The following is a 25572-nucleotide window of genomic DNA, read 5'->3' on the forward strand; positions in this document are numbered from 1 at the left end:
AGAAAGGAATGGAAGTATGGATCTACAAGCAGCAGAAAAAAGGGTAAAGGAATTGCATAACCTTTTAAATAAATATAACTATGAATATCATGTACTTGATAATCCCTCTGTTCCCGATGCAGAATATGATGCTCTTTTAAAAGAGCTTGTTGATTTGGAACAAACATTTCCTGAATTAAAGACAAGCGACTCTCCTTCCCAAAGGGTTGGAGGGGAAATTTTGGATATGTTCTCAAAGGTCCAGCATGAGACACCGATGCTTAGTCTTGGGAATGCCTTTAATGAAGCTGATTTACGTGATTTTGACAGAAAGGTGCGCCAAGCAATTGGAGACAACTTTTCTTATGTTTGTGAGCTGAAGATAGATGGACTGGCTGTGTCGCTTCGCTATGTAGATGGATTGTTTGAACTGGGAGCGACACGCGGTGATGGCACTACTGGGGAGGATATTACAGCGAATTTAAAGACAATTCGCTCCATCCCTCTTCGGTTAAATCAGCCTGTAAGCATTGAAGTGCGAGGCGAAGCCTTCATGCCGAAGAAATCATTTGAAGCACTGAATAAAGCAAAAGATGAGAACGGAGAAGAGCCGTTTGCCAACCCAAGGAATGCGGCAGCTGGCTCTCTCAGACAGCTTGATCCGAGGATTGCGGCTTCCCGAAATCTTGACATCTTCCTTTATGCGATTGGAGATCCTGGAGAAACAGGTGTGCGATCTCACAGCCAAGGACTTGATTTGTTAGATGAGCTAGGCTTTAAAACGAATAAAGAAAGACAGCGTTGTGCAACAATTGAGGATGTACTTCAGTATGTGGAAGGCTGGCAGGATAAGCGCCCTCATCTTCCATATGAAATCGATGGAATTGTTATTAAGGTTGACAGCTTGGAGCAGCAAGACGAGTTAGGTACTACTGCGAAAAGTCCAAGATGGGCAATCGCCTATAAGTTCCCTGCTGAAGAGGTTGTCACAAAGCTCCTTGATATCGAGCTAAGCATCGGACGAACAGGTGTGTTGACGCCGACAGCGTTGCTTGCCCCTGTTAAGGTGGCAGGGACTACTGTCAAACGGGCATCTTTGCATAATGAAGATTTAATTCGCGAAAAAGATATTAAAATCGGCGACAGTGTTGTTGTAAAAAAAGCGGGCGACATTATTCCTGAGGTCGTGAATGTTCTTGTGGAACGACGAACAGGCGAAGAGCAGGACTTTATCATGCCGACTGAATGTCCTGAATGCGGCAGTGAACTGGTAAGAATTGAAGGAGAAGTGGCTCTGCGCTGCATTAATCCTAAATGTCCTGCCCAAATAAGAGAAGGGCTAATCCACTTTGTGTCCCGCAATGCCATGAATATTGACGGACTTGGCGAAAGGGTTGTTAGTCAGCTGTTTTCTGAAAAGCTGATTGAAGATGTTGCTGACCTCTATAAGCTTACATATGAGCAGCTTATTAATCTGGAAAGAATGGGCGAAAAGTCTGTGACGAACTTGTTGAATGCTATTGCTGCATCTAAAAGTAATTCCTTAGAGAGGCTGTTGTTTGGGTTAGGAATTCGTCATGTTGGAGCGAAGGCTGCTAAGACGATTGCGATGGAATTCAGCAATATGGACGCATTGGCTAATGCGAGTGTTGAAGACTTAAAAGCAATTAATGAGATAGGCGATAAAATGGCTGATTCAATTGTTGCATTCTTCGAGCAGGAAGAGGCTGCAGAGCTGATTGAGGAGCTTAAAGCTTCTGGAGTAAACATGGAATATACAGGTGCAAGACCTGTTGCACTTGAGGATTCAGACAGCGTGTTTGCCGGAAAAACAATTGTTTTAACTGGTAAACTAGAGCAGCTTTCCCGTAATGAAGCGAAAGAAAAAATCGAGCTTTTAGGCGGGAAGATTACGGGAAGTGTCAGCAAAAAAACAGATCTCGTAATCGCCGGTGAGGATGCAGGCAGCAAATTGACGAAAGCAGAACAGCTGGGAATTGAAGTTTGGGATGAGGATAAGCTGTTGGAAGAACTAAAGGTTAAAGGTGTGTAATGTTGATGAAAAGAAGCTTTTTATTTATAGCCAGTCTCGTTTTTCTACTTACTGCCTGTGCCCCCAACTTCCAGAAAGAAGAGGAAGTAAAGAGTGAAACAGGCGATAATGAAACGGAGACAGCCATCCTGCCGAAATTCAAAATATCGGATGAGTATTACAGCATGAGTCTTCCTTTCAAAACATCGGAGGCGAGAGGGCTTGTCGTCAATAATTTGAATTCAAGGTACGACATCAGTGAGTTTGAGAGCGGTTTGATGCGAGTTGCCCAAAACACATTCAGTACAGAAAACTATTATTTTCAAGAGGGGCAGTATTTGAATAGTTCAACAGTTGCTTCATGGCTGAACAGAAAGTACACAGCGAAGGAACTGAAAGATAAGAAAATGTCTGAAAGTGACAATGTCGGGTTGAATCCTTCTGATGAAGATAAGAGCCAAGCAGAAAGTGGAGAGATGGATCCGATATATCTTGCACATATTCTCGAGCATGATTATTTAGTGAAAAATGAAGAAACAAATAAATTGGAGCTGGGCGGTGTGACAATCGGCCTTGCACTAAATTCGGTTTATTATTATCAGGAAAAAAATAACGGATCTACAAAAAAGAAAGATATTAGTCAGCAAACACTTCAAAGAGAAGGGAAGAAAATTGCTGCAGAGGTTATCAAAAGGCTCAGAAAAATCGAAGGCTTAGAAAATGTACCAATCAACATCGCCTTGTTTGAACAAAAAGAGACGTCCTCTGTTGTACCAGGCAATTTTATTGCTTATGCGAATGCAGGAAGTGGAGAATCTTCTTTAGGTGAGTGGAAAAGTATAAATGAGAAGTATGTGATTTATCCGAATAATGATAGCCAGTATAAAACAGAAAATGCTGCCTTCTCAAAATTTCAAAATGATATTGAAGAATATTTCCCGAATTTCAATGGTGTAATCGGCAAAGGATTTTATATAAACAATAAGCTGCGGAGCCTCAGCATTGAGATGAAGATACAATTTTATGGAGCGACAGAAGTCATCGGTTTCTCCCAATATGTAGCTGGGAAAGTGATGGATCGTTTCAAAGACACAAACCAGGCAGTACAGGTTAGCATAACTTCTGCAAATGGAGAAGAAGCACTGATAGTCAGAGATGCAGGTCAGGATGAACCGTTCGTTCATATTTATCAGTAAGGTATAAAGATTATCCCAATACGGGGTAGTCTTTTTTATTTTCCTTTTTTTGCAACAATTTCAATGACTGTAGGTGGAATTTTTTTAGTATAGTGGTAAAGAGTATCTATATAAGGAGTTGGAAAGAATGACAAATCCAAATTTAGATGATTACCTGCAGCAAGGTATGTACGGCACTAAAGAAACAAAGCCTGAAGAAAGAAGGCAGTTTCTCGGAACAATCAGGGAAAGGATTGTTCTTGCTTTGAGGCAGAGCCAAGTAAGAGAACCAGATGTCTATAAAGAGGCAGAGGAAGCTATTAAAGGCAATAAGGGGGCAAAACTTTATTTAAACGGCCACTTGGATTATTCCTATTTGTCTAAGTACTTAAAAATCGCCAATCAGCAAAACATGGAATATACAATTGTAACAAATAACGATTATAACAGTGATATCGGTTTGCTGATAGCATATGACCATGCAGTAGACAAAGAAGATATTTATGTAACAGAAAATTCAGCAGAAAAGAAGGCAGACGAACCGACAGAGAAAAAAGGTTTTTTTGCTAAGCTCTTCAAAAGATAATAAGGTTTATGGCGAGAGGGAAAAGAATGCTGATTCTTTTCCCTTGTTTCTTTAGATGAGGTTTAAAAGGGACAGGCACGTGATATACAAAAACAACAGGATATTTCGTTTATTTATGGGAAATGTAAAAAAAGTAAGTTATATAACTTGTAATGTAAAATTAAATTGTGTACAATACAATTGTGTAAAACATTATTTAATTGGAGGGTTTAACTATGTCAGAAACATTGTTCACTACATCTGTAAAAGCGGTTGGCGGAAGAGAAGGAAGAGTAGAATCAGAGGATTATGTCATTCAATTAGAAACAGCAATGCCTGGAACACCAAGAGCAAAACAGCTTGAGGATGCAACTAACCCAGAGCAGCTGTTTGCAGCAGGCTATGCAGCTTGTTTCGATGGAGCTCTTCAGATGATCGCAGGAAAAGAACGTGTGAAATTTGAATCAGAAGTGACAGCAAGTGTCAGCCTGATAAAAGATCCAACAGATCAAGGTTTTAAACTTGGTGTTAAATTGTCTGTCAAAGGTACTGGCGTAGATAAAGCTACTTTAGAAGATCTTGTTCATAAAGCACATAATTTCTGCCCATACTCTAAAGCAACTAGAGGCAATATTGACGTTACACTTGAAGTTATTGCTGCATAATAAATCAAAAAACCATCGCCTACATGTGATGGTTTTTTTATCCCTAAAAAGAAGCGCCTTTTTAAAGACGCTTCTTTTTTATTTGGCAAGCTGCTGTAAAAGATGAGCCAGGGAATTTTTTAACTGACTAAATTCCTGTGGTTCTTTATTAGAAAGCTTGAATATTTCTGCTGGAATGCAGGCTGCTTTTTCTTTAAGGCTTTTGCCTTGTTCTGTTAACGATACCATAACAGAGCGCTCGTCTTCTTGGGAACGTTCCCTCTTGATAAGACCGTTCTGTTCCATCCGTTTTAACATTGGAGTTAATGTGCCTGAATCAAGGTACAGCTCTTCTCCCATGCTTTTCACACTTAGCACCTCATGCTCCCATAATAACAGTAGAACTAAATATTGAGGATAAGTCACATCAAGATCCTCAAGCAAAGTTTTGTATTTTTTAGTCATTTCTCTTGAACTGGCGTAAAGCAAAAAACAGAGCTGATTTTCCAGTTTAAGCATATCTATTTCATTTGCCATTGTAGTTCACCAACTTTAAAGTATCTTAATAATATTACTATTGTAATCCAATTATAGCTTTTTTCCTAATGAAGTAAATTGGGGCAGCATTATAAAGGCAAGATTTTTGGAAGGATAACAAATACTTCATTGTTCTTGTTGCCTTAATAGAGGCTTGTTTGATATCATCAGATTATTGCATGGAACGTACTTGGAGGTGACAATTATGTCAAGGATTACTAAAGAAGAAGTAAAGCATGTTGCAAACCTTGCGAGGCTTGCGATTACAGAAGATGAAGCTGAAAAATTTCAGAAACAGCTTGATGCAATCATTTCATTTGCTGAGCAGTTGAATGAGCTGGATACAGAAGGTGTTGTACCAACATCCCATGTGCTCGATATGAAAAACGTATTGCGTGAAGATGTTGCAGGAAAAGGCCTGCCAATCGAGGATGTCCTGCGAAATGCTCCAGAGCATCAGGACGGCCAGATCAAGGTGCCATCAATTATTGTGTAAGGAGGGAAGAGGATGAGCTTATTTGATCAAAAAGCGGCAGATTTACAAGAAATGCTGCTTAAAAAAGAACTTTCTGTTACAGATTTGGTGCAGGAAGCATACACGAGAATTAAGGACGTAGATGAAAAAGTACAAGCCTTTATGACATTAGATGAGGAAAATGCCTTTAATCAGGCGAAGCAGCTTGATGCAAGATTGGCTACAGGTGAAACGACAGGTCCACTGTTCGGTTTGCCAATCGGGATAAAGGATAATATTGTCACTAAGGATTTAAGAACAACATGTTCTAGCCGCATATTGGAGAACTTCCAGCCAATCTACAATGCGACAGTTATGGAGAAATTACATAATGCAGGCACGATTACAATCGGGAAGCTGAATATGGATGAGTTCGCGATGGGGTCATCAACAGAAAACTCCTATTATATGAACACAAAGAACCCTTGGAGTTTAGATAGAGTGCCAGGTGGTTCATCAGGCGGATCAGCAGCTGCAGTTGCTGCAGGAGAAGTTCTGTTTTCACTTGGATCTGACACAGGCGGCTCTATCAGACAGCCGGCTGCGTATTGCGGAGTTGTCGGCTTAAAGCCTACATACGGACGTATTTCACGTTTTGGTCTTGTGGCATTTGCGTCTTCTTTAGACCAAATCGGACCGATTACAAGAACAGTTGAAGACAATGCCTTCTTGCTGAAAGCTATTTCAGGAGTAGATCCGATGGACAGCACATCAGCAAATGTGGCAGTTCCGGACTTTACGAAGAGCTTAACAGGTGATATTAAGAACTTGAAAATTGCAGTGCCAAAAGAATACTTAGGCGAAGGTGTAAGCGAGGAAGTGCGTCAATCTGTGCTCGATGCTCTTAAGGTGTTAGAAAAGCTTGGAGCAACATGGGAAGAAGTATCATTGCCACACAGCAAATATGCGTTGGCAACTTATTATCTGCTGTCTTCTTCAGAGGCTTCTGCTAACTTGTCCCGCTTTGACGGAATCCGCTACGGCTACCGTGCAGAAGATGCAGGAAGCTTAATTGAACTCTATAAAAAGACTAGGGCAGAAGGCTTCGGAGATGAAGTGAAACGCAGAATCATGCTTGGAACTTTTGCATTGAGCTCTGGTTATTATGATGCTTACTATAAAAAAGCACAAAAAGTCCGCACACTTATTAAGAAGGACTTTGAGGATGTATTTGAGAAATACGATGTAATCGTAGGACCTACAACCCCAACACCAGCATTCAAAATCGGTGAAAATGTGAATGATCCATTGACGATGTATGCAAATGACATTCTGACAATTCCAGTAAACCTTGCTGGAGTGCCTGGAATCTCTGTTCCTTGCGGATTCACAAACGGATTGCCGCTTGGCTTGCAAATTATCGGTAAGCACTTTGATGAAGAAACTGTTTATAAAGTGGCATATGCATTTGAACAAGCAACGGACTATCATAAGCAAAAACCAACGCTGTAAGGGGTGAAATAAATGGAATTTGAAACAGTCATAGGACTTGAAGTCCATGTGGAATTAAAAACAGAATCGAAGATATTTTCTGCAAGCCCGAACCATTTTGGGGCTGCACCAAATACAAATACGACAGTTGTCGATTTAGGTTATCCAGGCGTATTGCCGGTCTTGAACAAAAAAGCTGTCGATTACGGTATGAAAGCGTCAATGGCATTGAACTGCCAAATTGCAACAGAAACAAAGTTTGACCGTAAAAACTATTTCTATCCAGATAATCCGAAAGCATATCAAATTTCTCAGTTTGATAAACCAATCGGTGAGCATGGCTATATTGATATAGAAGTGGACGGTTATAAGAAAAGAATCGGAATCACACGTGTTCATATGGAAGAGGATGCTGGAAAGCTGAACCATGGTGACGGTTATTCTCTAGTCGACTTTAACCGCCAAGGAACACCTTTGATTGAGATTGTTTCAGAGCCTGATATCAGAACACCAAACGAAGCATATGCATACCTGGAAAAACTGAAATCAATCATCCAGTATACTGGAGTATCTGACTGTAAGATGGAAGAAGGCTCTTTACGCTGTGATGCGAATATTTCCATTCGCCCTGTTGGACAAGAAGAATTCGGAACAAAAACAGAATTGAAGAACTTAAATTCATTTAACTTTGTTAGAAAAGGTCTTGAATACGAGGAAAAGCGTCAGCGTGAAGTTGTTCTTGGCGGCGGTGTGATAGAGCAGGAAACACGTCGTTATGATGAAGCAGCAAATACAACAATATTGATGCGTGTTAAGGAAGGTTCAGATGATTATCGATATTTCCCAGAGCCAGACTTAATGGACCTATATATCGATGAAGATTGGAAAGCTAGAATTCGTGCGGAAATTCCAGAGCTTCCTGATGCTCGTCAGAAGAGATATGTAGAAGAATTAGGCTTGCCTGAATACGATGCTAATGTATTGACTGTTACGAAAGAAATGGCAGATTTCTTTGAAGCGACAGTAAATGCTAAAGCAGATCCTAAGCTTGCCTCTAACTGGATTATGGGTGATGTATCAGCATACTTGAATGCAGAAGGAAAAGAGCTGGCAGATGTTGCACTGACTCCAGAGAGTCTTGCAAGCATGATTAAACTCATTGAAGATGGGACAATCTCCAGCAAAATTGCTAAGCAAGTGTTCAAAGAGCTGATTGAAAACGGCGGCGACGCAGAACAAATCGTTAAAGATAAAGGATTAGTGCAAATTTCGGATGAAGGAGCTCTCCTTCAGGTTATTTCCGAAGCATTGGACAATAATCCGCAATCAATTGATGACTTCAAGAACGGCAAACAAAAGGCTGTCGGCTTCCTTGTTGGTCAAATCATGAAAGCAACAAAAGGACAGGCTAACCCGCAAATGGTCAACAAGCTGCTTGTTCAAGAAATAAACAAAAGATAATGTAGAAAAACCAAGAGCTAACTGCTCTTGGTTTTTTCATTTATTTCGACATTTTCTCTGCATATTTCCCAGGAAAAGTGTTCTCTTGGCAATTTTCGAACTTTTTTTGCAAAGCTTGTCCTAATGAAGATACTTAGCTAATCTTTTTCGGTCCGATGCGGTCTTTTTTTATTGTTTTATCATTTATTTTCGGTTCAGTGTGATTAAAGAAATTAATAATATTGGATCTGTGCAAGTATATAAGCAGTAAAAGATAGATGATAAATATAAGTTCATGTTCTAAAGTAGCATCGAATAGGGCATACAGCAATATCGTAATTCCGACAGATATGCTGCCGAGGAATACATATTTAGTTATCCAGATAACAGCGATAAATGTTAAGTAGACAACCAAGAACATAACAGGATTTGCGACAATCAGCATACCTGCTGTAGTGGCGATGGCCTTTCCGCCACGGAAGCCTGCGAACACAGGGAAACAATGGCCGATTACAGCCGCCAAACCTGTGTAAATCGGATCGATATCCTGGTGCAATAAAATTGGAAGAGCTGCAGCTAGTGCACCCTTGCCGATATCGAAGATGAGTACGGCGAGACCAGCTTTTTTCCCAAGAACGCGAATAGAGTTCGTTGCTCCTGGATTAAAGCTGCCGTGCTTTCTTATATCGATACCAAAAAACATCTTACCTATTATAATGGCAGCTGGAATAGATCCTATTAAATATGCGATTAATATCGTATACAAAAGCATTCTCCTTTGACGGTATGATAAATATTCCCATTTCCTATGTTAGTATATGCAAGCAGAAAAGTATACTTGTTCCTGAATAACATGATTTTAAAAAAACGGCAAAAAAGCCGCCAATTTTAATTGATAGGCGGCTCTTGTGACAAATATAGTCTATTCAAATCCTGCCATGACAAGTTCTTGGACACTGACAACAACCTCTTCTGTATCCATATATTGCACAGAAACATTCATCCCTTTTTCTAGGAAGATGCTGTAAGGGAAATCATTAGATGACACTTGGAATATTCGTTTATCTTTATCTACCATAAAGCGGACGACAGTGCTGCCTTCCTTTTCTGATTTATAGACATTGCTGATTGTCCCTTGTAATTCCTTCATATCAGCCAAATCGGTAGGAACTGTGTTATCGTCCTTTAGCAATGTAGCAATTGCATATTTATAATCATTAAATAGCTTTGATTTTTCATTGCTGTAGCTGTAAACCTTCTCATCCTTGGCGTTGACAAGAACAATTTGTCTCAGCACGTTGTTGCTGTCCATCAAAGGAACTACCCATGTAAACTGGCCATAGATCGTATAAAGTATAGGCGTGCCAGCTTCATATTTTTCCGCTCTGAATGTCTTTTCCGCCACATTGATGGCAGACTTTCCATTTAACGATCCATTTGCATTCTCATAGAATGTGAGCTTGCCATCTCTGGCATTTATGAGAGAGTAGCCGACCATGCTGCCGCTGTCTGATTTAGGACGAGTGAAATCTGTAAACCAGTTTAACGCAAGATCCTTATTGAACACTCCATTCACTTCATCTATGTCTTCCCGTTCTGTTGGCACCTTTATATCTTCTTTAGAGAAAATAGTATTCCAGAAGCCATGCACATATTTTCCATACCATTCATTCCAATCTTCCGCTACACTTGTTGGGATGACATGATCGATAAATGCAGGAATCTCGTTCATCTTATAATCTTTTATTTCCCCGCTTTCTGGGTCAATAATATAAATGCCCTTTACATCGACAATTTCCCTAAATTTATTGTAGTCCCCATATGGAACAACATAATAGGGCTTATCATTATCATCGGGTTCAAAGCTTGCTTCGAGCAGGACAGAGTCCTTGTGTTTTTTTCTTACAAGACGCTTTAAGTCTTCGTTGAAATAAGCAGATGGAACATAAGTCATTTCTGATTTTACTAAAACGGCATCTTTATTTTCATCCTCTGCACTCATTTTAACGAATCCAGGAACAGGCACATCTTTCATCCATTTAAAGAAGCCTGTGTATTCAATGGGCGTTACCCAATAAAGATGATCGTCGATTTTTTGCAAAGTAGATTCCCCGAGGTCATAGTAGGAGGCATGTGACAGCTCCCCAAGCTTTTTTTCACTTCGATACCTTGCGTATTTTTCCGGAACCACAGCAATATGCTGTTCATCTGTAGATTCTTCTTGCTCTTTGGCAACAGTGGCCTTTGCTGCTACAAAATCATACTTATCATTAGCTATTGTCAAAGGATAAACAAATTGGAAGTAAGCACTTGCGACCAGCATGGCAATCCCGAGAAAGCTTGTGTAATAAAATCCTTTTGCTTTCCGATAAATGATGTCAGCCAAAAAGAACAGCGCTAAATAAAATAAGCTAAACTTAATTGCAGCCTGCACAGAATAATCGATAAGCTGGAAATAAGTTAAAATAAAGATGATAATCGCTCCAAGTATGACGCGCAGAAGCTGTGTGTATAAAAAAACTTTACTGCGATAATAAGCTTTCCAAACAATTGGATTAAGCGTTAACGCGAGCAATGATAATAAATATATCATTAACATAAACCTCCTTATGATAATTGCTTCCATTGTAATACGGAATGTTCCCCATAATAGTTTCATAAATCATTCCTAACTTAATCCGACAAAAAACATCTTTATAAGATCAGAAAAATGTTACTATAAAAAAGTATGACTCGCTGGAAAGCTTATTAATTGAAAAAAATATAACATTGGTGTAGGGGTTGAGCATTTTATAACGTCTATTATGTGAACATGTTTAGAAGGGGGGAGAGAATAATAGCAGATCAAGAGTTGATTGAGTTAGTCAAACTTGGAGATGATGATGCATTTAGACAGCTCGTCGAGAAGTATCGCCAAGATGTATTTCGCACAATTTACAGCATCCTGAAGGATCAGAAGGAAGCTGAAGATGCTGCACAGGAAGTATTCCTTAAAATTTATTACTCTCTCCCTAAATATGAAAACCAAGGATTTAAGACTTGGATAACGAGAATTGCTGTCAATCATTCGATTGATGTTAAGCGAAAACAGCAAAGAAGAAAAGAGGACATTACAGAACAAATCGAGCTGGATACAGGAAAAAAAGACAATGTAGTAGCAGAAGTGCTCATTAGGCAGCAGCGCAAGCTGTTAAGAGAAAAGCTCAACGATATTCCAGATAACTACCGTGATGTTATTTATGGCTACTATATTGCGGAAAAGAGCTATCAGCAATTGGCAGAAGAGCAAAATGTTCAAGTCAAAACAATTGAAACAAAACTGTACCGGGCAAGAATCTGGTTGAAGAAGCATTGGAAGGAGGAGGATTTCTTATGATAACACACTATTCTTTTGAACAATGGCTAGAGTATGCAAAGGATGAACTGGACGAGGGTAATCGTTCACAAATGGAAGACCATCTATATGGATGTGATCATTGTCTTGATTTGTATGTCCAAGCAGTAGAAGCACAAGAACAGGAACTACCGTCTATTTCGGATGTGGAAGGCTTCACAGATCAAATCATGCAAAAAATTACACAGGAACAGGCAGAATTAATGGATATACCTGTTGTAAAACCGAAAAAGAAAAAATCATTCTATCAATCCTCTATCTTTCACTACGCAATTGCGGCCAGCATTACACTAGTTTTGATGACGACTGGAGTTTTCCAATCGATTATCAAACATACTGAAAGCATTCAGAAGGCAGAAATGCCAATGAAACAGGAAGAGGTAAAAGTAGGCTTTGTTGATAAAACATTTTCTTGGCTAAATACATTTGATGGGAGTATGAGTATGAAGGAGGAAAAGAAAAAATGAAAAACCCGTTTGCCGCATTTATATTAGCTTTCTTTCCGGGAGGCGGACTATTTTACATTGGAAACCGGATAAGAGGGTCCTTGTATGGAGCAGCTGTATTCGGACTGGCTGTATTCTCGATATTTCTGTTTAGCATGTCTGGATATATGGATGGGGTTGTTGCAGCCGTTATTTTTATTGGCTTTCTCATCTATTGCATAAGCATTTTGGACACTTATATTACAGCTAGCCGCTATTTTAAAAGACAGGTTCTCCCAAGCAGTCAGACAGGTGATGGAACGGAGAGAACAGTGCTTGTAAATACAATAGAATCACAGCGTTTTTACACCATTGTTTTATCCTTTGTGCCTGGTTTAGGACATATTCAATTAGGATTGATGTACCGAGGGATAACACTATTGTCCACTTTCTTAGGGCTGATTATCATGGTGCTGTTTGTTTCCATATTGACAGGTGCAGGAGAGTTTCTGCTGTTTCTTGCTATCCTGCCGGTCATTTGGGTATATGGATTTTTTGATGTGATGCAGCAGTTTACCAAAAAGCAAAATGGAGAGGAATTGGTTGACCAGACGATTTTCCAAGACTTTGAAAAAAATCGTGAAGACGGAAAGAAAAGCAAAATCATTGCCACTTTTTTATCCATTTTTCCAGGAGCCGGCCATCTTTATTTAGGGTTGCAGCAAAGGGGGCTGCAGCTGATGGCAGCATTCCTGTTTGCAATCTTTTTAATCAATGAGCTTTACTTAGGGATTTTCCTATTTCTAATTCCGATTATTTGGTTCTACAGCTTTTTCGATGGACTCCAAAAAGCATCTAAAATAGGAGAAGTGGAGCTGGAAGATACACCTGTTATCGCCTATTTGACCAATTATCAAAAATGGGTTGGAGTTGGACTTCTTCTTGTAGGCTTCTATTACATGATCGTTAATATCCTGCTTCCTGCCTTTTCTTCAAGGCTGAAGGTATGGCTTGGAATTGATTTGCAATTCTTGTTCTATCATTATTTCCAGACAGGAGTAGTCTGCATCATTCTTATTCTAGGCGGATTGCGGGTGCTTGTCGGCAATAAGAAAAATACAGACAAATAAGCAGTCAGCAAAAAAAGATTGCATAAAGGGGGAGAAGCACGGAATGAGAACATGGAGAGTTGGAACATTTTCGATGGGGTTGTCACTTTTGTTTCTGGGGGTTTTCTTGTTATTGTCGCAAATATTGGATTGGAATATCACAACGGCATTAAAGCTGTGGTGGCCTGTCATTCTTGTAGTCCTTGGGTTGGAAATCCTTGTGTATCTGTTCCTTAGCAAGCAAGAGAAGCCATATTTGAATTTTGACCTTTTCAGCATCGTTATCGTTGGGATATTAGGTACAGCAGGGGTCATCATGGTTTTTTTGCAGACTTCAGGCGTTATGGATTTAATTCAAGATGAAATTAAAAAGGAAGCAATAACATTGGACCTTCCAGCCTTTAACCAAGATATAAGTAAGGATATTAAAAGAGTCGTAGTAGAAGGTGACGGCATAGAGCAATTTAGAGTCGAAGGAATAAACGAAAGAAATGTCTCCATGTTTGGTACATACAGACAAGACAGTACAATCGAAAAGATAGAAAAAGCAGAGGATTATCTTACCATTACGGATAAAGGAGATACACTGTATATTAGGGTGAAGGAGCGTCCGCATCAAACAGGATTGTATGAAGATTATTCAAGTTTGGATGCTACTCTGCTTGTGCCGACAGATGTCCAACTGGAGCTTGCTGATCTTTGGAGCAATATTTCTCTTAATCCAAGAAATTTGAACAGTGATTGGAAAATAGCAGGTACAGGGGAGATCGGATTGGATATTAGAGAGACAGATAATGTTCGTGTCTCCGTCCAAAATACGGACATATACAATAAAGAGGACCAGAATTGGAAGTTTGCTAAGCTGGATAATGACATAGACGGGAACGCGGATTCAGCTAGTGAAGTGGAAGTCACAACGCCTAATGCTACCCTTGAAAAAGGAAAAGCGGAAAATCATATATATGTATCCAATAGTGACACATTGATCTTAAATAATATGAAATAAGAATTTAATCAAACGTTTGTTTAATTTTATAAAACAGGCAAAAGCGGTTGGAACGCCTATTATTAGGGTATAATTGATAGCAGATTTCTAAATCCTGCAGAGCATTTTTCGCAGGATACTAAATATTGCCTAATGAAGTAGTTTTCGTATATGATGTTAGATGGTAGAAACAAGTCATGAAATTATGAAATAGGATGATGGGTATGAAAAGGGCTAGAATTATATATAATCCTACATCAGGCCGGGAAGCTTTTAAGAAGCATTTACCGGAGGTGCTGAAAAAACTGGAGAACGCAGGGTATGAAACATCCTGCCATGCTACGACAGGTCCAGAGGACGCTACAACAGCGGCAAGGATTGCAGTAGAAAGAAGATATGATCTTGTTGTTGCTGCAGGCGGTGACGGGACGATTAATGAAGTAGTAAATGGGCTTGCAGAGCAGGAGTACCGGCCGAAGCTTGGGATTATCCCAGTGGGAACGACTAATGATTTCGCAAGAGCCTTGCATATCCCCCGAGATATTGAAGCTGCTGCCGATATAATTGCAAAAGGAGACACAATTCCTGTTGATATCGGACGGCTGAATGAAGATAAGTACTTCATCAATATTGGCGGCGGAGGCAATTTGACAGAGCTTTCTTATGAAGTGCCAAGCAAGTTAAAAACAATGCTTGGACAGCTTGCCTATTATTTAAAGGGTATGGAAAAGCTGCCTTTCATTAAAGCAACGAAAGTAAAGATAGAATACGACGGCAAATTGTTTGAGGGAGAAGTCATGCTGTTTTTAATTGGGCTGACTAACTCTGTCGGAGGGTTTGAGAAACTTGCGCCAGGCTCTTCCATTAATGATGGTCTATTCTCTTTGCTAATCTTGAAAAAGGCAAATTTAGCTGATTTTATTCGAATCGCTACATTGGCTCTGCGCGGAGAGCATATTAATGATCCAAGCGTTATCTATGTTAATGCCAACCACATTAAAGTAACATCAGAGGAAAAGGTTCAACTAAATCTCGACGGTGAATTTGGCGGGGTTCTTCCAGCTGAATTTGTTAATTTGTACAGACATTTTGAAGTGTTTGTTCCAATAGACAGTATCCGTGATGAGGACCGTCCTGATAAAGAGACAGCAGTAAAAGAAACAGACGAGTAAAGCTATAGAGTGAGGATGACTCACTCTATCCACCACTCTTTTAACCCCCAAAAAAGCCCCTTTTTTCCATTGTTTTCAACTGACCAAAAACGAACAAGGATTATAGATTACAGGAAAAGTATGATACAATTTGTTCGGTATACTTTTTAAAAGATAAATGTAGCAAAGGAAGTAGACAATGAGCAGAACATTGCCCGTTCAAAAGAACGATATAATAGATATAGTATTTGAAGATTTGACACATGACGGCTCTGGTGTAGCAAAAGTTGAAGGTTATCCACTGTTTATCCCCAATGGACTTCCTGGAGAAAAAGCAAAAGTTAAAGTTATTAAAACGAATAAGAATTACGGCTTTGGCAGAATGCTCGAGCTGGAGGAAAAAAGCCCTTACCGAGTGGAAGCACCATGTCCTATTTATAAAGAATGCGGCGGCTGCCAGCTTCAGCATCTTAATTATGAAGGCCAGCTTATAATGAAGCATAAGCATGTCCAGGACGTTCTTACAAGAATCGGGAAAATAGACGCTGTTGTACACCCGACTATCGGGATGAGTGAGCCGTGGCGCTACCGCAACAAAGCACAAGTGCCGATAGGAGAGCATGAAGGCGGACTGATAGGCGGTTTCTATCAGCAGCGCAGCCACCAAATTATCAATATGGAAGCTTGCCTTATTCAACAAGAGGAAAATGATGATGTCGTAAGAGCAGTGAAAGAAATCTGCCAAAAACACGGAGTAAAGGCATATAATGAAGAGCGTCACAAGGGTGAGCTTCGTCATATTATGGCCCGCCGCGGGTTAGTTACCGGTGAAATTATGGTTGTTCTTATCACCAGAACAAATGAAATTACTAACAAAAATAAAATTGTGGATGAAATTGCACAAGCTGTTCCAGGCTTAAAATCAATTATCCACAATGTGAATAACAAAAAAACAAATGTAATTATGGGAGATACGACTAAGGTATTATGGGGACAAGAAACAATCACTGATTATATTGGTGATGTTAAGTTCGCTATTTCTGCCCGTTCTTTCTATCAAGTGAATCCAGAACAGACAAAGGTTCTCTATGAAAAGGCGCTCGAATATGCTAATTTGCAAGGAGAAGAAAGTGTTATTGATGCCTATTGCGGTATAGGCACCATTTCCTTATTCCTCGCTAAAAAAGCGAAAAAGGTATTCGGTGTAGAAATCGTTCCCCAAGCAATAGAAGACGCAGGAAAAAACGCCTTGCTCAATGATATCCACAATGTGGATTTTGCTGTCGGCAAAGCAGAAGAAGTTATCCCCAACTGGTATAAGGAAGGGAATACAGCAGACGTGCTCGTAGTCGATCCGCCAAGAAAAGGCTGTGATGAAGCACTATTGCAGACAATCATTGACATGAAACCGAAAAAGGTCGTATACGTTTCCTGTAATCCGGCAACATTAGCAAGAGATTTACGCGTCCTTGAAGACGGCGGCTATAAAACACTTGAAGTACAGCCTGTGGATATGTTCCCGCAGACAATGCATGTAGAGGCTGTTGCGCAGTTGGTATTAAAATAGAATGCTTCCCGGGTTTCTTTCATGAAATCCGGGATTTATTTTTTTATGCATCTAATTTTAAAGTGCGGGGGAGCTATATGTAGAATTTAAAAGGGGAACTATTAACAGCATAAATAGCAACTAGACTTAGGGATTAATGTGTAAGGATGAAACTATTTATTTTTTTATGGAGTTATTGCTTAAAAACCATTGTTTCTTTCCAATTTTTTTAGTTGGAGCTATTGCCATCACTATCACCGCCTTAAGTTCATATACGATAAGTAAAGAATTAATCACCTGTGCATCAAGAAATGTGCCCCATTTTTCTCTTAGTCTTATCTAATGATTCTTGCGTTCTATATCTTTCTTCACTATCTCATAACCATTTCTCCTCCTCTATGCTTCCGTTAATGAGTAGTTGATTATTCTGTGAACAACAAGATAACTTAAAGGGAAGCCTCTAGTTAAAAGTCGAAATTCCTCGAAAAATAAAGCTATTCAGTTATTGACAGAGCCAATACAGCAACTTATAATTAACCTGTAAATTGAAAGGGTTTTCATTTTTGGGTTATCACTTTATGTGATATTTTTTTGATGTATTGATAAAACGTTTAATCATTTTTTACTTAAATATATAGTTGGTTTTATTCCTATATTTTTTTACATAATGATAAAACGTTTAATCAATTTTTTTATGCTGCAAAATTATATAAAAGGTGGGGAAAATGAATGAAAAAATCTTTGTCAGTAATACTAGTTTTCATGTTGATTGTGTTGGCTGCTTGCAGTAAACCTGGCAGCAGTTCAACGGGAGGAAATGAAGCAAGTTCTGATTCTTCGAATGACTCTAAACAGGAAAACAGTGCAGAGATAGAACCGGAGGATGGAGCCGAGCTGGTAATGTGGACAAATGGAGATGAAGAAGCAGAATGGTCCAAATTTGTTGCAGAAAAGTACACCGATAAATATGGGGTTCCTGTCAAAATTGAAGAGGTGAGCCATGTGGAGGCTGCCGGGAAACTGGAAACAGACGGACCAGCAGGGCTGGGTGGTGATGTATTTACCGGGGCACATGATCATGTAGGGACAATGAACGCAGCAGGACTAATTTATGAAAACTATTTTGCTGATGAATATAAACAGCGTTTCATGGAAGGAGCCATCACTGGAGTTTCTTCAAAGACAGATGAGGAGATGAAAGTTTATGGATATCCAGTTGGTATTGAAACAATAGGATTATTTTACAACCAAGATTTATTAGATGAGATGGGCTTTAAGCCGGCAGAAACGATGGATGAGCTTATTGACCAATCAAAGCAATTTATGGAAAAGAATCCTAAGTCATACGGATTTATGGTTGAGCCAGGCAACTATTATTTAGTGCATGGGTTTCTTGGAGGATACGGCGGTTATATCTTTGGTGAGGATAATACAAATCCAGAGGACATTGGTTTGAACGGGGAAGGCGGACTTAAAGCTGCAGAGCTGATGACAAAAATACATGATGAAATTCTGCCGCTTAAAAAAGAAGACATTACTGGTGATGTTATCAGTTCCCAGTTTAATGAAGGAAAGTTGCTGTACTATATAACAGGTCCATGGGCAGTAAAAGGGCATCAAGATGCTGGAATTAACTTTGGTGTTAAAACAATGCCTTTATTGGACAATGGGGAACATCCTCAAACCTTCTCAAGTGTTAAATCATTATTTGTAAACGCATACAGCAAATATCCAAAGGCTGCAACATTACTTGCACAATTTGCAACCTCTGACGAAATGCTGCTGGAACGTTATGAAATGACAGGGCAATTACCGCCTGTAAAAACATTGATGGAGAATGAAACAATTAAAGCAGATGAGATGAATGCTGCTTTCTTGGAGCAAGCGCAATATTCTATATCAATGCCTAACATCCCAGCAATGCAGCATGTGTGGGCAAGTATGGAAGTCGCATTTACAGCATTATGGAATGGCCAGTCTGAACCAAAAGAGGCCCTTGATAAAGGTGTTCAGCAAATTAAAGATGCAATTGCTTCACAAACTGAATAGACATGTGTTGAGCCAATGCCTTCTTGGGATTGGCTCAACAGCATAACTAAGGAGGGAATGATAAATGGCAACACCAGAACGGAAGCTGAATGAGGGTCTGTTGACAAACAACGAAAAGGCGGCACCGCCTGTAAAGAAACAGTTCTTTACAAAACCTATGCTTGCAGCAGGTTTATCTGTTCTTTTTATGGGACTCGGACAGCTCTATAATAAACAATACTTAAAGGGATTAACTTTTCTGTTGCTAGAATTGTATCTTCTTATTTTTTGGACAGTGCCCTTCCAATGGGCGATGTGGGGTCTCACAACTTTAGGAGAAACTGTTCAGACCAGACAAGGGTTTGAAATTATTCAAGGAGACCATTCCATCTTTTTAATGATTGAAGGGATATTGTTTCTGATTTCATTCTTGCTGTTCCTGTGGTTTTATTATTTAAATATTCGCGATGCCTACAAGGTTGCTGCTAAAGCAGAAAAAGGCATCAAGCCTAATAATGCGAAACAAATGCTCAAAAACATTTGGGATAATGGGTTTCCTTATATTCTTTTGACTCCCTCTATCCTCTTTACCGCCTTCTTGACCATTTTGCCTTTGCTGTTCGGCGTATTGATTGCTTTTACAAACTACTCAGCACCAAACCATTTGCCGCCGAAGGCTTTAGTGGACTGGGTAGGTTTTGACACGTTTGTTCAACTTTTCAAAATGAAAACATGGAGCGCTACATTTTATGGTGTGTTTTCTTGGACAGTTATCTGGGCTGTTCTAGCGACGATTACAACTTATTTTCTGGGACTTGTTTTTGCTGTTTTGATATCCCAAAAAGGAATAAAACTGAAAAAGTTTTGGAGAAGTATATTTATCTTGCCATGGGCAATTCCACAGTTTGTATCCATTTTAATCTTCCGCAATATTTTTAATGGAGAGTTTGGACCAATTAATAAGTACTTAATGGACTGGGAAATTACAGACCAGGCAATTCATTGGCTTTCAGATCCAATTTTAGCAAAGCTTACACTGGTTATTGTAAACATGTGGTTTGGCTTTCCGTTTTGGATGGTGCTGATGAGCGGTGTTATGACAAGTGTGGATAAGGAAATTTATGAAGCTGCAGAGGTGGATGGTGCTTCTTCTGTACAAAAGTTTTGGAAAATTACAATGCCGCTTATCATGTTCTCAACAGCTCCACTGGCAATCATGTCGTTTGCGAACAATTTTAATAACTTCAACATTATTTACTTAATGACACAGGGTGGACCAGTTAATACTGATTACTCATATGCAGGTTCCACAGATATCTTAATCAGCTGGATTTATAAACTGACATTAGATAATAGCCAGTTTGCTGTTGCATCTGTTGTGTCTATCCTGATTTTCATTATTATCGCGATATTCTCCATCTATAATTTCAGGAAAACACGAGCATTTAAAGAGGAGGATATGATGTCATGATAGGGATATCTTTAAGAGAGAAAATAAGCAAATTTTTCACTTATACTATTTTAGTCATTACAGCCATTTTCGTCTTGTATCCTGTTATTTGGATTATAACTGGATCTTTAAATCCCGGGGATTCACTATTTTCTACAAGTCTCATTCCAGATTCCTTATCATTAAAACACTATGTTTATTTATTCAATGAAACAGATTATTTAAATTGGTATAAAAATACGCTGAAAATTGCTTTTTGGAATATGATTTTATCTACCTTCTTAGTAGTAACAGCAGCATACGCCTTTTCCAGATTCCGCTTTCCAGGCAGAAAGCAGGGGCTGATGACCATGCTTGTCTTGCAGATGTTTCCAGGATTTATGGGAATGATTGCAATCTATATCCTGTTATTGCAGCTTAATCTATTAGACAATCATTGGGGATTGATTTTAGTTTATGCAGGTGGTTCAATTCCATTTAATGCATGGCTCGTAAAGGGTTATTTTGATGGCATGCCGAGAAGCCTGGAGGAAGCAGCAAAGATAGATGGTGCCAGCAATGTGAAAATTTTCTACAAGATTATGATGCCGCTTTCCAAACCAATCTTAGTTTTTGTGGCGGTAACTAACTTCATCGGACCATGGATGGATTTTATTTTTGCCAGATTAGTATTGCGCTCAAGCGAGAAAAAAACATTGGCTATCGGACTTTTTGAAATGGTGACTGGGCGCGGGAACAGTGAATTTACTACATTTGCAGCTGGAGCAGTTCTAGTGGCAGTGCCAATTACTATTCTGTTCTTTATCTTCCAGGATCAGCTGACAGACGGCCTAAAGGCAGGAGCTAATAAAGGTTGATTCCTTTAAAACTGCGCTCATATGGATAAAAAAATAGCTTCTTCTTAGATTGGGAATCTTAGTTATTTATAGGTTTGGCGTGATAAAATACAATTACTCTATAAAGATGGAATGATACAAACCAATTTAAGAACAGCAATTGATTTATATATATGAGAGGAAAGCCATAATGGAGAAACCAACAATTAAAGATATAGCAAGAATGGCTAATGTTTCAATAGGCACTGTTTCCAATGTAATAAACGGAAAAGGAAGATACTCTGTAGAAACAAAGAAGAAAATTGACAAAATCATTAAAGAACTAAACTTTATGCCAAATGTAGCAGCAAGAAGCTTAAAGGATAAATTAAACCCATTAATTGCACTGGTTGTGCCATTTGCCGATAAAGGAGAAGTCTTTGTTAATCCATTTTTTACACAGCTCATTTCTGGTGTTGAAAGCGGAGCAAGAGACAGGAATTTTCATGTGATTGTTGCTGCGGTCAAAGATGAACCTCAATTATCTGTTTTGCTGGAGAAGCAAATAAATGGTTTGATTGTTTTTGGTGCAAATGAAAACCAAGTAATACTGGAAGAGATAAAAAAGCTGAGACTGCCGACGGTTTTTATGGACAGCTATCTTTCTGATCCTGAGCTTTATCAGTTAGTGATAGATGACGAATTGGGAGGATACTTAGCAACGAAATATTTAATCAGCTTAGGGCACAAGTCAATCAATGTTATTGCTGGCAATCTTGATCCTATCGGCAATCCGGCAGAAAAGACAAAAATGAATACAGTCGGCCATTTGCGGCTTTTTGGTCATATAAAGGCATTAGAAGAAGCAGGAATTGATTTTGACCCAAGCTTAGTTTTTCCACATGAATTTTCAGTAGAGGGCGGTTATACAGCCGCACAGCAAATTATAAAACAAAAGGGGAATTCGACTGCTGTATTTGCTTTTTCAGATATGACAGCCATGGGAGTTATTAAAGGCTTTTATGATCTCGGTGTCTCTGTGCCAAATGATTTCTCTGTAGTAGGATTTGATGATTTGTACTTCTCGGAATATTTAACACCAGGATTGACAACTGTTAGACAGGATATTTATGGAAGAGGTCATTCTGCTGTAAAACTTCTCATCGATCAAATAGAGGAAAAGACTATGGAACACAATCGCAAAATAATTTCTCCAGTCAGTCTAAAAATTAGGCAAAGCACGGCTTCGTTCAATAGCTAATCTTATAGGAGCAAAAACGTAGAAAAGCTTCTGTAAGGCACACTGACGCATATCCCCTTATCCTAAAGGGAGGGATAACTTGTTATGTTAAAAGAAGCGATTTTCCATAGACCAATAAATAATTTTGCTTATGCTTATGATAAAGAAAAACTGCATATACGTCTCCGTGCTAAAAGAAATGATTTAACGAAAGCCTATTTAATTTATGGTGACCCATATGAGTGGAGCGAGGATGGCTGGCAAAATCGGACAAAACCGATGCATCTGGAAGGAACAGACGAATTATTTGATTATTGGTTTGTGGAGATAAAGCCGGAATACCGCCGTTTGCGGTATGGTTTTGAGTTATATTCAGGGAATGATTTACTCATTCATGGAGAAGGTGGCTTTAAAAACCATTATCCGAAGGAAATAAGCTTTTACTACTGTTTTCCATTTTTAAATGAGACAGATGTCTTTCATGCTCCAGAGTGGGTGCAGGATACAGTCTGGTATCAAATTTTTCCTGAGAGATTTGCAAACGGAAATCCTGAATTAAATCCAAAAGAGGCACTAGCTTGGGGAAGTGAAGAGCCAAAGCCAGACAGCTTCTTTGGCGGAGATTTTGAAGGAATTATCGAACACATAGACCATTTAGTTGACCTAGGGATAACGGGAATTTACTTCACACCTATCTTCCAATCCTTCTCCAATCATAAATATGACACAATTGACTATATGGAGATTGATTCCCAATTTGGTGATAAAGAAACGTTTAAAAGATTAGTAGAAATCTGTCATCAAAAAGGCATTAAAGTGATGCTGGATGCTGTTTTTAATCATAGCGGCCTCTTTTTTGCTCCGTTCCAGGACGTTTTAACAAATCAAGAAGCATCTGTTTACAAAGACTGGTTTCACTTTAGAGAATTTCCTGTAAAACCATTGCCAGTTCCTAATTATGATACATTTGCCTTTACGCATATGATGCCTAAACTGAATACAGAAAACCACGAAGTAAAAGAATATTTGCTGGAAGTGGGCCGCTATTGGATAAGAGAATTTGATATTGACGGCTGGCGTCTTGATGTGGCAAATGAAGTGGACCACCAATTTTGGCGTGAGTTTAGAAAAGCAGTGAAAGAAGTAAAACCAGATGCATATATCCTCGGTGAAGTTTGGCATGATTCCATGCCTTGGCTTCAAGGAGACCAATTTGACGCAGTAATGAATTATCCTTTTACAGAAGCAGTGTTAGGCTACTTAGCAAAGGATGAGCTCCATGCAGAGGAATTTGCAGAAAAAATTACAACTGTTCTTACAGCCTACCCCAAAAATGTTAACCAAGCTGCATTTAATTTGCTAGGCAGTCATGACACACCAAGAATATTAACAGTCAGCAATAACAGCAAAGAAAAGTTAAGATTGTTGTTCTTATTTCAGCTGTCCTTTATGGGAAGTCCTTGTATTTATTATGGAGATGAAATTGGTCTGACTGGAGAAAATGACCCTGGCTGCCGCAAGTGCATGGTGTGGGAAGAAACAGACCAGGATCGTAACCTGTTTGACTTTGTTCAAAAACTGATAGAGCTGCGAAAAAACATAGCTGCCTTTGGCAGCAATGGCGACTTTCAGATACTTGAAGCAAACCGGCAGACAAACCACATCGTCTACAAAAAACAAACCAAGACAGAAACGCTTCTTATAACTATCAACAACTCTAATGACTCGATTGCAGTGTCTATTCCATACGATTTTACGGACAAAAATCCTGTAGATCTATGGAGTGGCACGCAAATGGAAGAGAATTCGAGGATTAATTTAGATCCATATGGGTTTTCTATAATCATGCTGAAATAAAATAATGTTGAAAAGCTTGTGGATAAAGCTATCAACACTTAATGAAATTAGTTGAAAGTCTCCTGTTGTGGATGGGGGGCTTTTTTTGTGGATATCTTCTTATTAATTAGAAGATATCCACAATGTAATCAATAGTTTCTATTTTCTCTAAAGGGATAAATTATAAAAGTGTCATTATTTTGTCAAAAAGCAATAGTTAGCAATTAGAAAAGGAATAGTATACTTTAAAATAATAGAATTTCTCCTCTATAAGAAGAATTAGCCGAATAGACTGATTTTCTTCATAGAGGTTTTTTAGTGTGGCTATAGGTTTCTAAGGGACACATATCAAGAAGAGGGAGGTAGAAATGAATATAGTAATTAATAGAATTAATGAACATTTAAGAAGACTATCACCAGCACATAAATCACTTACTAACTATATACTGAATAATCCAGATCAGGTTGAAAGCATGACAGCAAGAGATTTAGCTAAAAGGACACATAATGTTCCAAGTACAGTAATTTCTTTTTCTGAAAAAATTGGTTTTAAAGGATTTAACGAATTAAAATTTCAATATTTAATGATGAGCAAAATAATCATTCTATCAATGAAGAAATCATTTATTCTTTTAAGAAAGCGGAGCAAGTGACAAAGAATCAAGCTTTTATAGATGCTGTATTATTTGCATCGACAAGTCAGCTAGGGAAACCGGACCTGCTTTATAGACCTGGACGTGCTTCTGGAGATACAACAAAAAAAGGGCATGTAATGATTCCAACCCCAAAAGCAGAACTGATTGGAACACACCAATTTAACTTTGCTTTTCGAATTGCAGAAGATAAGTATGATGAGGAATCTACTGCAAAGTGTTGGGAGGACTACACTGTAGAGCATATAAGCTATCAATCTCAAACACTAAATAAGTTTATTCATCGTCTCGATAATAAGCTTCAGCCTCGTGAACAAGGACAACAGCTATCCTATGTTTTTTCATTATTGGAAGTACCTAAAGACAATCATTTCAGCAGTTTGTCCCCGTCTCTGTATGAAGATAATGCATTTTTATTACGGTTGAAAAACCCAACAGATAAATTTAAACGTCTAACCGACTATAAATTTCCAAGTTTTACAAAGATAGCTAAAGTAAATTGTATTGAAGAAATACTAGAAGAGGATGAGTATATTATTCCTCCATATGATATGTTGACTCTTAAACTTTGGCTGTAAACATTTAAAGTGAAAAGCATAGTTTATGCCATTGGAGAGAGTTTA

General features: G+C 38.8%; 23 protein-coding genes. 20 read left to right on the plus strand and 3 right to left on the minus strand.

All coding sequences use genetic code 11. The features are described from left to right. Window positions 1-16 precede the first annotated feature (16 nt). The 4 genes from ligA to M3600_RS19740 all read left to right on the plus strand — a co-directional run bounded on the left by ligA (window position 17) and on the right by M3600_RS19740 (window position 4416). Window positions 17-2032 carry an NAD-dependent DNA ligase LigA gene (ligA, locus tag M3600_RS19725; protein WP_233316200.1) on the plus strand — a complete coding sequence of 672 codons (2016 nt, stop codon included), beginning with the start codon at window positions 17-19 and terminating at the stop codon, window positions 2030-2032. Between the two features lie 5 nt (window positions 2033-2037). Continuing rightward, a complete protein-coding gene (locus M3600_RS19730) occupies window positions 2038-3207 on the plus strand; it encodes a CamS family sex pheromone protein (protein WP_237940621.1) in 1170 nt (389 codons plus the stop codon). A 127-nt stretch (window positions 3208-3334) separates the two neighbouring features. Continuing rightward, the gene (locus M3600_RS19735; protein WP_251647180.1) at window positions 3335-3772 is read left to right on the plus strand and encodes a YueI family protein; all 438 of its coding nucleotides are present in this window, start codon (window positions 3335-3337) and stop codon (window positions 3770-3772) included. 215 nt (window positions 3773-3987) lie between these two features. Next, on the plus strand, window positions 3988-4416 hold the full coding sequence (locus M3600_RS19740; protein ID WP_233316206.1) for an organic hydroperoxide resistance protein: 429 nt from the start codon (window positions 3988-3990) through the stop codon (window positions 4414-4416). Between the two features lie 78 nt (window positions 4417-4494). On the opposite strand, the gene M3600_RS19745 is transcribed toward M3600_RS19740, so the two are convergent. Further along, window positions 4495-4932: a MarR family winged helix-turn-helix transcriptional regulator gene (locus M3600_RS19745; protein ID WP_233316208.1), complete on the minus strand. Its 438-nt coding sequence runs from the start codon at window positions 4930-4932 to the stop codon at window positions 4495-4497. 205 nt (window positions 4933-5137) lie between these two features. On the opposite strand from M3600_RS19745, the gene gatC reads away from it, so the two are divergent. The 3 genes from gatC to gatB are packed head-to-tail and all read left to right on the plus strand — an operon-like array spanning window position 5138 to window position 8338. Continuing rightward, complete coding sequence (gatC, locus tag M3600_RS19750; RefSeq protein WP_251647182.1) at window positions 5138-5428, plus strand: Asp-tRNA(Asn)/Glu-tRNA(Gln) amidotransferase subunit GatC; 291 nt, start codon at window positions 5138-5140, stop codon at window positions 5426-5428. 12 nt (window positions 5429-5440) lie between these two features. Further along, complete coding sequence (gene gatA / locus M3600_RS19755; RefSeq protein WP_237940622.1) at window positions 5441-6898, plus strand: Asp-tRNA(Asn)/Glu-tRNA(Gln) amidotransferase subunit GatA; 1458 nt, start codon at window positions 5441-5443, stop codon at window positions 6896-6898. A gap of 12 nt (window positions 6899-6910) precedes the next feature. Then, window positions 6911-8338 (plus strand): Asp-tRNA(Asn)/Glu-tRNA(Gln) amidotransferase subunit GatB, encoded by a 1428-nt coding sequence (gene gatB, locus M3600_RS19760; RefSeq protein ID WP_233316213.1) that lies wholly within the window; start codon window positions 6911-6913, stop codon window positions 8336-8338. A gap of 133 nt (window positions 8339-8471) precedes the next feature. Here gatB and plsY read toward each other — a convergent pair whose 3' ends face one another. Further along, entirely contained in the window at window positions 8472-9089 is a 618-nt protein-coding gene (plsY, locus tag M3600_RS19765) for a glycerol-3-phosphate 1-O-acyltransferase PlsY (RefSeq protein WP_233316215.1), read from the minus strand. Window positions 9090-9239: 150 nt separating this feature from the next. Further along, the gene (locus M3600_RS19770; protein WP_251647185.1) at window positions 9240-10910 is read right to left on the minus strand and encodes a hypothetical protein; all 1671 of its coding nucleotides are present in this window, start codon (window positions 10908-10910) and stop codon (window positions 9240-9242) included. A 219-nt stretch (window positions 10911-11129) separates the two neighbouring features. Here M3600_RS19770 and M3600_RS19775 point away from each other — a divergent pair, with 219 nt between their 5' ends. From M3600_RS19775 to M3600_RS19835, 13 genes are all read left to right on the plus strand, one after another. Then, complete coding sequence (locus M3600_RS19775; RefSeq protein WP_233316218.1) at window positions 11130-11693, plus strand: RNA polymerase sigma factor; 564 nt, start codon at window positions 11130-11132, stop codon at window positions 11691-11693. After that, complete coding sequence (locus tag M3600_RS19780; protein WP_233316220.1) at window positions 11690-12178, plus strand: anti-sigma factor family protein; 489 nt, start codon at window positions 11690-11692, stop codon at window positions 12176-12178. Before M3600_RS19775 ends, M3600_RS19780 begins: the two co-directional genes overlap by 4 nt. Beyond that, entirely contained in the window at window positions 12175-13266 is a 1092-nt protein-coding gene (locus tag M3600_RS19785; RefSeq protein WP_233316222.1) for a hypothetical protein, read from the plus strand. The genes M3600_RS19780 and M3600_RS19785 overlap by 4 nt, the downstream gene beginning before the upstream one ends. Before the next feature lie 43 nt (window positions 13267-13309). Next, a complete protein-coding gene (locus M3600_RS19790; RefSeq protein ID WP_233316225.1) occupies window positions 13310-14251 on the plus strand; it encodes a hypothetical protein in 942 nt (313 codons plus the stop codon). A 203-nt stretch (window positions 14252-14454) separates the two neighbouring features. Beyond that, window positions 14455-15402 carry a diacylglycerol kinase gene (locus M3600_RS19795; protein ID WP_233316227.1) on the plus strand — a complete coding sequence of 316 codons (948 nt, stop codon included), beginning with the start codon at window positions 14455-14457 and terminating at the stop codon, window positions 15400-15402. 178 nt (window positions 15403-15580) lie between these two features. Continuing rightward, on the plus strand, window positions 15581-16948 hold the full coding sequence (gene rlmD / locus M3600_RS19800) for a 23S rRNA (uracil(1939)-C(5))-methyltransferase RlmD (protein ID WP_251647187.1): 1368 nt from the start codon (window positions 15581-15583) through the stop codon (window positions 16946-16948). Between the two features lie 708 nt (window positions 16949-17656). After that, window positions 17657-18976, plus strand: a complete 1320-nt coding sequence (locus M3600_RS19805; RefSeq protein WP_233316233.1) for a sugar ABC transporter substrate-binding protein — start codon at window positions 17657-17659, stop codon at window positions 18974-18976. Window positions 18977-19133: 157 nt separating this feature from the next. Further along, the gene (locus tag M3600_RS19810; RefSeq protein ID WP_251647205.1) at window positions 19134-20426 is read left to right on the plus strand and encodes a carbohydrate ABC transporter permease; all 1293 of its coding nucleotides are present in this window, start codon (window positions 19134-19136) and stop codon (window positions 20424-20426) included. Next, window positions 20423-21262, plus strand: a complete 840-nt coding sequence (locus M3600_RS19815; protein WP_251647189.1) for a sugar ABC transporter permease — start codon at window positions 20423-20425, stop codon at window positions 21260-21262. Before M3600_RS19810 ends, M3600_RS19815 begins: the two co-directional genes overlap by 4 nt. A gap of 169 nt (window positions 21263-21431) precedes the next feature. Then, entirely contained in the window at window positions 21432-22481 is a 1050-nt protein-coding gene (locus M3600_RS19820) for a LacI family DNA-binding transcriptional regulator (RefSeq protein WP_251647190.1), read from the plus strand. A gap of 84 nt (window positions 22482-22565) precedes the next feature. Further along, the gene (locus M3600_RS19825) at window positions 22566-24317 is read left to right on the plus strand and encodes an alpha-glycosidase (RefSeq protein WP_251647191.1); all 1752 of its coding nucleotides are present in this window, start codon (window positions 22566-22568) and stop codon (window positions 24315-24317) included. A gap of 347 nt (window positions 24318-24664) precedes the next feature. After that, the gene (locus M3600_RS19830) at window positions 24665-24949 is read left to right on the plus strand and encodes a MurR/RpiR family transcriptional regulator (protein ID WP_251647192.1); all 285 of its coding nucleotides are present in this window, start codon (window positions 24665-24667) and stop codon (window positions 24947-24949) included. After that, window positions 24946-25527: a hypothetical protein gene (locus M3600_RS19835; protein WP_251647193.1), complete on the plus strand. Its 582-nt coding sequence runs from the start codon at window positions 24946-24948 to the stop codon at window positions 25525-25527. Before M3600_RS19830 ends, M3600_RS19835 begins: the two co-directional genes overlap by 4 nt. Window positions 25528-25572 lie beyond the last annotated feature (45 nt).

The organism is Niallia sp. MER 6 (assembly GCF_023714395.1).
Classification (GTDB): domain Bacteria; phylum Bacillota; class Bacilli; order Bacillales; family Cytobacillaceae; genus Niallia.

Bases quoted from the DNA above. Each gene is read 5' to 3' on its own strand.
- ligA (WP_233316200.1), top strand. From the start codon at position 17: ATGGATCTACAAGCAGCAGAAAAAAGGGTAAAGGAATTGCATAACCTT.
- M3600_RS19730 (WP_237940621.1), top strand. From the start codon at position 2,038: ATGAAAAGAAGCTTTTTATTTATAGCCAGTCTCGTTTTTCTACTTACT.
- M3600_RS19735 (WP_251647180.1), top strand. From the start codon at position 3,335: ATGACAAATCCAAATTTAGATGATTACCTGCAGCAAGGTATGTACGGC.
- M3600_RS19740 (WP_233316206.1), top strand. From the start codon at position 3,988: ATGTCAGAAACATTGTTCACTACATCTGTAAAAGCGGTTGGCGGAAGA.
- M3600_RS19745 (WP_233316208.1), bottom strand. From the start codon at position 4,932: ATGGCAAATGAAATAGATATGCTTAAACTGGAAAATCAGCTCTGTTTT.
- gatC (WP_251647182.1), top strand. From the start codon at position 5,138: ATGTCAAGGATTACTAAAGAAGAAGTAAAGCATGTTGCAAACCTTGCG.
- gatA (WP_237940622.1), top strand. From the start codon at position 5,441: ATGAGCTTATTTGATCAAAAAGCGGCAGATTTACAAGAAATGCTGCTT.
- gatB (WP_233316213.1), top strand. From the start codon at position 6,911: ATGGAATTTGAAACAGTCATAGGACTTGAAGTCCATGTGGAATTAAAA.
- plsY (WP_233316215.1), bottom strand. From the start codon at position 9,089: ATGCTTTTGTATACGATATTAATCGCATATTTAATAGGATCTATTCCA.
- M3600_RS19770 (WP_251647185.1), bottom strand. From the start codon at position 10,910: ATGATATATTTATTATCATTGCTCGCGTTAACGCTTAATCCAATTGTT.
- M3600_RS19775 (WP_233316218.1), top strand. From the start codon at position 11,130: ATGTTTAGAAGGGGGGAGAGAATAATAGCAGATCAAGAGTTGATTGAG.
- M3600_RS19780 (WP_233316220.1), top strand. From the start codon at position 11,690: ATGATAACACACTATTCTTTTGAACAATGGCTAGAGTATGCAAAGGAT.
- M3600_RS19785 (WP_233316222.1), top strand. From the start codon at position 12,175: ATGAAAAACCCGTTTGCCGCATTTATATTAGCTTTCTTTCCGGGAGGC.
- M3600_RS19790 (WP_233316225.1), top strand. From the start codon at position 13,310: ATGAGAACATGGAGAGTTGGAACATTTTCGATGGGGTTGTCACTTTTG.
- M3600_RS19795 (WP_233316227.1), top strand. From the start codon at position 14,455: ATGAAAAGGGCTAGAATTATATATAATCCTACATCAGGCCGGGAAGCT.
- rlmD (WP_251647187.1), top strand. From the start codon at position 15,581: ATGAGCAGAACATTGCCCGTTCAAAAGAACGATATAATAGATATAGTA.
- M3600_RS19805 (WP_233316233.1), top strand. From the start codon at position 17,657: ATGAAAAAATCTTTGTCAGTAATACTAGTTTTCATGTTGATTGTGTTG.
- M3600_RS19810 (WP_251647205.1), top strand. From the start codon at position 19,134: ATGCTTGCAGCAGGTTTATCTGTTCTTTTTATGGGACTCGGACAGCTC.
- M3600_RS19815 (WP_251647189.1), top strand. From the start codon at position 20,423: ATGATAGGGATATCTTTAAGAGAGAAAATAAGCAAATTTTTCACTTAT.
- M3600_RS19820 (WP_251647190.1), top strand. From the start codon at position 21,432: ATGGAGAAACCAACAATTAAAGATATAGCAAGAATGGCTAATGTTTCA.
- M3600_RS19825 (WP_251647191.1), top strand. From the start codon at position 22,566: ATGTTAAAAGAAGCGATTTTCCATAGACCAATAAATAATTTTGCTTAT.
- M3600_RS19830 (WP_251647192.1), top strand. From the start codon at position 24,665: ATGAATATAGTAATTAATAGAATTAATGAACATTTAAGAAGACTATCA.